The sequence below is a fragment of the Brevibacterium picturae genome (assembly GCF_030453725.1).
Classification (GTDB): domain Bacteria; phylum Actinomycetota; class Actinomycetes; order Actinomycetales; family Brevibacteriaceae; genus Brevibacterium; species Brevibacterium sandarakinum_A.
Genome location: NZ_JAKDJU010000186.1, coordinates 1 through 5,442, shown reverse-complemented (window position 1 = coordinate 5,442; position 5,442 = coordinate 1). Strand labels below are relative to the sequence as shown.

Annotated in this window: 6 protein-coding genes; 5 read left to right on the top strand and 1 reads right to left on the bottom strand. The window is 60.8% G+C overall.

Annotation, left to right across the window (positions count from 1 at the left end):
• Window positions 1-365 precede the first annotated feature (365 nt).
• Genes L0G76_RS13680 through L0G76_RS13670 form a run of 3 tightly spaced genes read left to right on the top strand, consistent with a single transcriptional unit; the run spans window position 366 to window position 2,355 of the window.
• The gene (locus L0G76_RS13680; RefSeq protein ID WP_157691378.1) at window positions 366-635 is read left to right on the top strand and encodes a hypothetical protein; all 270 of its coding nucleotides are present in this window, start codon (window positions 366-368) and stop codon (window positions 633-635) included.
• A gap of 44 nt (window positions 636-679) precedes the next feature.
• Window positions 680-1,753 carry a sensor histidine kinase gene (locus L0G76_RS13675; RefSeq protein WP_304357722.1) on the top strand — a complete coding sequence of 358 codons (1,074 nt, stop codon included), beginning with the start codon at window positions 680-682 and terminating at the stop codon, window positions 1,751-1,753.
• On the top strand, window positions 1,750-2,355 hold the full coding sequence (locus tag L0G76_RS13670; protein ID WP_092104469.1) for a response regulator transcription factor: 606 nt from the start codon (window positions 1,750-1,752) through the stop codon (window positions 2,353-2,355). The genes L0G76_RS13675 and L0G76_RS13670 overlap by 4 nt, the downstream gene beginning before the upstream one ends.
• A 310-nt stretch (window positions 2,356-2,665) precedes the next feature.
• Here L0G76_RS13670 and L0G76_RS13665 read toward each other — a convergent pair whose 3' ends face one another.
• Window positions 2,666-3,415: an IclR family transcriptional regulator gene (locus L0G76_RS13665; protein ID WP_092104471.1), complete on the bottom strand. Its 750-nt coding sequence runs from the start codon at window positions 3,413-3,415 to the stop codon at window positions 2,666-2,668.
• A gap of 121 nt (window positions 3,416-3,536) precedes the next feature.
• Between L0G76_RS13665 and L0G76_RS13660 the strand changes: the two genes are divergently transcribed.
• Together L0G76_RS13660 and L0G76_RS13655 are read left to right on the top strand one after the other, a co-directional pair.
• Entirely contained in the window at window positions 3,537-4,313 is a 777-nt protein-coding gene (locus L0G76_RS13660; protein WP_304357721.1) for an IclR family transcriptional regulator, read from the top strand.
• A gap of 187 nt (window positions 4,314-4,500) precedes the next feature.
• Window positions 4,501-5,442: NAD(P)/FAD-dependent oxidoreductase (locus tag L0G76_RS13655; RefSeq protein WP_304357720.1), on the top strand; the 942-nt coding region annotated here is incomplete at its 3' end.

Below are 5,442 nucleotides of genomic sequence, written 5' to 3'. Positions count from 1 at the left end.
CTTTGAGCCGGTTGCGGGCCTTCTTACGGCAGGTGGGGGCGCATTGTCGAGGTGACACCCCCCCCGCGGGGGGGGGGTGTGGAGACTTCATGGTCCTCCGCACCGCCAGCCGGCGTTATTGTCTCCGTCAACTTTTGCATCGGCAGTGACTGGTGGATTAACCATATTTTGCGCAGAACCAGAGTCGGCGTATCGGTTGTTAAATGCAAACGAAACGCTGCGATTACCCAGAACTGCACTAACCGCGTCCAAATGACGGAATCTCTCCGGGTGAGGCGCCGGACCGTCTATGAATATGACGCTGCGTCAGTTGTTCCGTGCCATCAGACATGGAAGGCTGGTGGAATGGCAGCGGAAGGAAGCAGATGAACAAGGTTCAGGTAGCCCTTCTCGCGATACTCTCTATTTCCGGAGCGATCGGTGGAGTCTGGATACTGGCAAATCTTCCCACTGGGATCAAAATCGTTCCGGGTTGGATTGCTTCCAACCTTCCGTCGCCACAATCGATTGGCGCTGGATGGTTGATCTTCGCTCTCGTCGGAACCATCGTTGCCACTGCAATAGCGCTTGCATTTGTCGGCAAGAACAGCGACAACGATTCCGACTCCCCCCACTCGGAGGACGACGAAGCATGACTGTCCCTGCGGAGACGACCAGCCCGACTAGAACTCTCGCGCGCATGCGTGTATTGGTCAGCCAGGGGCTTATCGTGGCCTGGGCAGTAACGTGGTTGACCACGCTTGCATCTGCCGCTGACTCTTGGTGGCACCCGTTGCTGCTCCTGCCATCGGCAGGACTCACGTTACCGCCGGTCCTTCGTTGGCAGCAGACCTACGCTGGAACAAGAGCGACCCTCGGGCTGTCCGTGGGCATTGTGACCTGGACGATATCGTCGCTTCTGCACATTTCACCAGGGGCCGTTGTAGCCGTTGCCATTCCTGCAGCGGCGATGATTCGCGGCAAGACAAACATCTCTCTATTCGCTAGCACCGGCACCATAATGGGTTGCGCAGCCATCGGTTTGCTCGTCTCCATCACACAGTCACAGTTGACCTTGCTCTACGTAGGCTTGGCCGTGTTGCTACCTGCCATTTGGGCATTGGCTTTCTGGGGTACACGTGTGTCATGGAACCTGCTAGTCGAACTTGACGCAGGCCACCAGACATACACAAACCTGGCAGTGTTGCGAGAGCGGTTCAGAATTGCTGCTGACCTTCACGACATACAGGGCCACACTCTTCATGTGGTCAAACTCAAGACTGCATTGGCACAGCGCTTGCTCCGTGCTGATCCAGATGCAGCTGAGGTGGAGATTGCTCAGATCCAGGAACTTCTCTTGGAGACGATCGGACAGTCCAAGTCGCTGGCTCACGGTGAGCGCAATCTGACTTTGGCAGGTGAGTTGGAGAATGCACGACAGCTCTTCGAAGCAGACAACATTGACGTCAGCGTCCGTAATGGGGGGACGCCTACGGGGATTGTCGAGACTCTGAGTAGTCTCGTGCTTCGGGAGGCAACGACAAATATTCTCCGACACGCTCAAGCCAATCAAGTGCATATCACTCTCACACCTGCGAGTATCCTCATCACCAACGACGGCCTATCCACGTCTGTGGACCCAGACCTCAATGGCTTGGCGGTACTACGAAAACGAATTAACGAGGCAGACGGCCATTTGATAGCCCGAATCGAGAACGATGAGTTCATCACGGAAGCAGAGTTTCCTGGCACCCAGGAGAGGAAATCACTATGACAATCTCTATCGTCCTCGCCGATGACGAAACCCTGTTGCGCAAAGCTCTCGCATCACTCCTTCCCCTCGAAGGTGATATTGAGGTCGTGGCAGAAGCCGCAGACGGCAAACAGGCTGTCTCAACTGTGTTGGCTCATTTGCCTGACGTCCTTGTGATAGATCTTGAGATGCCAGGCAGTGATGGCCTCGATGCAGTGGAAGCGCTTCGCCAGGAGCGATCCGAACAAGCAGTGCTGATGTTGACCCGCCATGCTCGACCAGGTGTGTTGCGCAAAGCGCTCTCCTTAGGCATCCGAGGATTCGTCAGCAAGTCGGCGGACCCTGCACAGATCGTCGAGGTCGTCGTCGCTGTCCACGAGGGACGCCGCTGGATAGATCCGGATGTTTCTGCTGCAGCTGTCATGGATGACTGTCCGCTCACTGATCGAGAGATCGACGTACTTCGAGTCACCAGTAACGGCTATTCCGTGGCGGACATCTCCGAGCAACTGCACCTGGCGCAGGGCACCGTACGAAACTATCTCTCCAATGCGATCAGCAAAACGAATGCACGTACTCGCCATGACGCTGCCCGCTATGCCCGTGAGAACGATTGGCTTTGATCCCTGCCCCTGGTTGAAACCAGAGCAGAAGTGTTTGGTTCCCGAAGTAGTCGAACGCTCGAAGGGGCCCTACAGCCAACGAATCCCTTCTTCATGGGCAATCTCGTCATCGAGTGGAGGCTGAACAAGGTGCGTTCTGTCAAACCCGGGGCTTGATAGAGGGCATCCACGAGTACCGCCTGAATCGCGCTTAGCGAGTCAGATCAGCTGTCACCCCCTATTGCACCTCAAACTCGGCCGGATCTGATCGCCTCTGCCTCGCCGACTCGGCACACATGAGCTCCTAAACCGATGTACCGACGGAGACAATCTACCGGTGAGTGACCTTGCGCTTGAGACTGCGGGAGAGCAGACCCGCCTCGTCGACGAGGAGTTTGCCGACGGTCTCGTGGTGGTCAGCGATGCGCATGGTCGGACCCGAGATGCCAACGGCTGCGACGACCCTGCCGTCAACGCCGTACACGGGTGCGGCCAGGGCATCGAGTCCCTCTTCGAACTCCTCGTGCACAATCGCGTACCCACGTTCGCGCACCTCGGCGAGGTTGTCCATGAGATCTTTCCGCGACCCCAAGGTGTACTGGGTGCGACGTTCCAAACGGCCGGCAGGAACCGGGATGATGTCGAAGGCGTACATGATCTTGCCCAGCGCCGAGCAGTGCGGTGGCACCTCTACGTCGACCCAGTTCGTGGCGCCGAGAACGAAGGTCGAATCGACCTGGGCGACCTGCACGACGCCCGTGGCACTGGGGACGGCGAGGTTGACCGTCTCGCCGGTCTCCTCGCTCAGCCGCTGCAGTGTGGGATCAGCCGCCGTGACCAGCGTTTCGACGCGATCAAAGCGCGAAGCGTAGGTCGCAAACAGGGAACCTCCACGATAGAGCCCGTCCCCGTCACGTTCGACCAGCCCGTTGCGTTCGAGGGCGGAGAGCAGACGTGAGACCGTCGAGCGCGCCAGCTCCGTCGACTCCACCACCTCGGTGTAGGAGATCGGGGCATCCGCCTTCACCACCAGCGACAATATCTCTGCCGCACGATCGATCGACTGCGTCCCATTGGTCATAGCGCTCAACTCCGTCGGGGAAAGATAGGCCGCAGCACCATCGGCACTCCGGCGGCATTCACCCTACAGCACACGTGATTCAGGCCTGTCCGTGTTGTGCCATGTGAGCTACAGTTTCGAAATGAGCAACAGCGAGACGAATTCCGGCTCCGTGCAGTCGGTCGACCGCGCGGTCACGATCCTCGAGGTCATCGCCCGCACCGGCCTCGCCGGCGTCACCGACATCGCCGCCGAACTCGGCGTGCACAAATCGACCGCCTCCCGCATCGTCTCCACGCTCGAGGCGCGCGGTCTCGTCGAACAGGACCAGCATCGCGGCAAGTACCGCCTGGGCTTGGGCATCCTCCGCCTCGCCGGCGCCACCACCGCACGTCTCGACATCGTCCAGGAAGCCCGCCCCATCGCGAAGCTCCTCGCCGAGCGCACCGGCGAGACGATCAACGTCGCCGTCCTCTCCGATGGCGCGGCCCTCTACCTCGACCAAGTCTCCGGCAACGCCTCGGTCCAGAGCCACAACTGGGTCGGCCAGCGCATCCCCCTGCACGCGACATCGAACGGCAAGGTCCTCCTGTCAGGACTGAGCGAGGCGGGCATCCGCACCGCCCTCGAAAAAAAGCTGCCGACCTACACCCCGCACACGGTGACCTCGATCCCCCACCTGCTCACCGAAATCGCCGAGGTGGTCGCCGCCGGGCATTCGATCGTCACCGATGAGCTCGAGGTCGGCCTCACCGCCGTGTCCGCTCCCATCCGCAATGCCCACGGTGATGTCATCGCCTCGATCTCGGCCTCGGGCCCGAGCTTCCGCTTCACCGATGAAAAGGTCGAGGCCGCCAAAGATCTGCTGGTGGGCGCGGCCGCCGACATCTCGTCACGACTCGGCTGGCGCGAACACTGACGACCGGCCGCCGGGAAACCCGATGACAGGCCGGCGGAAGACCCGACGACTGATTGCCGCGCAACCCTTGACACACCTCGGCGGGCGGAGGACGATCAAAGCACCCAGTTTCACATAGTGCGTCACGTTGCTTAGTACGCAACACGTGCCGTTGAAGGCGAAGAAGCCTTCGGAGAGGAGCCTGATCATGGCTTCCATTCCCACCCAGGCCAGTGTCGTTGTCGTCGGTGCAGGCATCGTCGGCAACAGCCTCGTCCACCACCTGGCCGAGCTTGGCTGGAGCGACATCGTCCAGGTCGACAAGGGCCCGCTGCCGAATCCGGGCGGCTCGACCGGACACGCCTCGAACTTCATCTTCCCCGTCGACCATTCCCGCGAGATCACCGACCTCACCCTCGACAGCATCCGCCAGTACAAGGACCTCGGTGTCTTCACCCAGTCCGGTGGCTTCGAGGTCGCCCGCACCGAAGAGCGGATGCAGGAACTTCGCCGACGGATGGTCTCGGCGAAGGCGTGGGGCATCGACTCCGAGCTGGTCACCCCCGAAGAGGTCGTCGACAAGGTTCCCTTCCTCGACCCATCCGTCATCGTCGGCGCTTTCTGGACGCCGGGCGTGGGCGTCGTCGATTCCGTGGGAGCCGGCACGATGATGCGCGAATCCGCACAGGACAAGGGGGCACTGACGGTGTCACCGAACACCGAGGTGACCGGCATCGATGTCGAAGACGGGGCGATCGTACGCGTGCATACCACCAAGGGCCCGATCGAGACAGATAAGATCCTCATCGCCTGCGGAGTCTGGAGCCCGCGCATCGCGGCCATGGCCGGAGCCGCGATCCCGCTGACGCCGGCGGTGCACCAGATGATCAGCGTCGGCCCGGTCCCGCAGCTGGCCGAACAGACGGGCGAGATCTCGTTCCCGATCGTTCGCGACATGGATGCCCTGTGCTACGAACGTCAGCACGGATCGGACATGGAGATCGGCTCCTACGCCCACCGTGCCATCCTCCACGAACCCGACGAGATCCCGTCGATCGAGGCCGCGAAGCTCTCCCCCACGGAGATGCCCTTCACCGACGACGACTTCGACCCACAACTCGAACAGGCCCTCGAACTCATGCCCGACGTC